The 2,038-nt window shown below is 66.7% G+C and carries 1 protein-coding gene; it reads right to left on the bottom strand.

All coding sequences use genetic code 11. The features are described from left to right. Positions 1–2,038: Eco57I restriction-modification methylase domain-containing protein (locus U9R81_RS01685; RefSeq protein ID WP_322493809.1), on the bottom strand; the 2,038-nt coding region annotated here is incomplete at both ends.

The following is a 2,038-nucleotide window of genomic DNA, read 5'->3' on the forward strand; positions in this document are numbered from 1 at the left end:
AGCTCCAATAGGCGGGCGAGGATTTCATCGCGCACCTCGTCGGGCCAGCGGTAGCGGTACGGCTTCTTGCGCCGGCCCCACGTCGCTTCATCAATCTCGTAATCGAGCACGAACTCGCACGCCAGCGGCAGCAGATCGTCCCAGCCATAGGCCCGCAGCACCGCTGCGTCCATCGCCGCGTGCAGCTCGCGCAACCGCACGATCGCCGGGTCATCCTCGTCGGGGTCGTGGAAGCGGTTGTAGAGCGCGGTCAAGCCCTCGTTGCGCTGCACCATCAGCCCCGCCCGATACGCGTAGTACGCCTCGCCCGCCGCCTCCAGCGCCCCGTCCGTCTCCCACCCCGCCGGGAACGGGTAGGTCTCGAAGCAGTCGGAGGGCGTATACTGCATATCGTCTTTCATTGACGACGCGAAGAACCGCGCCCAGACTTCGTGCGGGCGAGCTTGCAGTGCGCAAAACGCCGCGTATCGCTCGAACGGGAAGATGACTAACGAATGGGCATAGACCATCCGCGTTGGCAGGAAGGTCACGGCCAAGTGCGTGCTCACCTGCGAGAGCGCCAACACCCGCCGCAGCGGGGCGATGGCGGCGTTGAGGTCTTTGGCTTTGTTGGGGTACTGCCACCAGATAGAGGCACGATGGCCGTGGTTTGACTTGCTGCGTTGCGTTGATTGTAATCGCTCCGGCTTGACCTTGCGCTCAACAATCGCCATCAGCTCCGGCCAGCGCGCCCAGCATTCGGCTTCGGCGCGTTCGCCGAAGTTGATCACGTAGCGGTGGTGAGCGTGGGTCGGGTGGCTGTTCAGCTCCTCACCGCCGATGTAGGGGAAGATCACCTCCCGGCAAGCCGGGTTGGCCGCGATCAGCCGCTCCATCTCGGCCAGCGGCGTCGCCACCCCCTTGGAATCGGTGTCGTCAAAGGTGAACCCCATCCCCAAGACCAAGCTGCCTATGAAACTCTTGCCCGCATTCTCGGCCAGTCGGGCCGGGTCGTCGTGGCCGCCGCGGTGGAACAGAAAGGCCGTGATCCGCTCCACCGCCCGCCCATCGAGGCAGCGCACCCCCGCATACGGCCCCTTCACCAGATGCACCACGCTCACAATCACCGCCGCCTGCCCCGGCCACGGCACTCGCTTGCGCGCCGCGTAGATGTCGCCGCCGTGGGTGCAGATCCAGCGCAACCCTGTCGCGCGGGTGTCGCCTTGGGCGATGGTGTTGGTCGCAATCAACCCCAGCGTCCCGCCCGCACGCAGCAGGTCAAACGCCCGCCGGAAGAAGAACGCAACCAGATCGCATTTTCCGGCGCTCTCTGGCACAGTTGCGCGCAACCACTCTGAATACCCCGCGGGGTTACCTTCCACCAGCGTCACGTGGCCCGCAAACGGCGGGTTGCCGACGATCACGTCAAACCCGCCCTTCTCGCGCTGAAACACCTCCGGGAACTCAATCTCCCAGTGGAACGGCACCAGCGCCAGCTCGCCGTGCCGCTGCGCCTCCAGCTCACGGCGCAGCGCCGCCAGCCGCTCCTCGTCGAACACCGCCAGCGCATACTCCTTCCGCCGCGCTTCCCGCTCCTTCGCCGTGCTGCCGGCAAAGAACGCCAGCACCACCAGATCGCCATACTCCCGCACCTGCTTCAGCTCGGCCTGCGCCTCCCGCCAGAGCGCGTGCAACGCCGCATCGCTCCGCCCCTCGTCCGCCTCCCGGATTTGCGCTCGCAACTCCGCCACCCGCGCCAGCCGCTGCCGGATCGCTTCTGTCTCCAGTGCCGCTTGCCGGCCCCCGGCCTGCCAGTGAAAGGCCTCGATCTGCGCTTGGCCCAGCCCCACCAGCGAATCGCCGTGGCGCAGCGCGTGGTCGAGGAACGTGAACGGGTGTTCCTTCGCCAGCGTCACCAACCACAGCGACACCTTCGCTACATCCACCGCCACCGGGTTTTTGTCCACCCCGTACAGGCAGCGCTGCGCCACCAGCCGCCGGGCCAGCGTCACCTCGTCTTCATCCGGCGGCAGCGGCGGAAGAAGACGAGGTGACGCTG

This window comes from Chloroflexus sp. (assembly GCF_034435895.1).
GTDB lineage: Bacteria > Chloroflexota > Chloroflexia > Chloroflexales > Chloroflexaceae > Chloroflexus.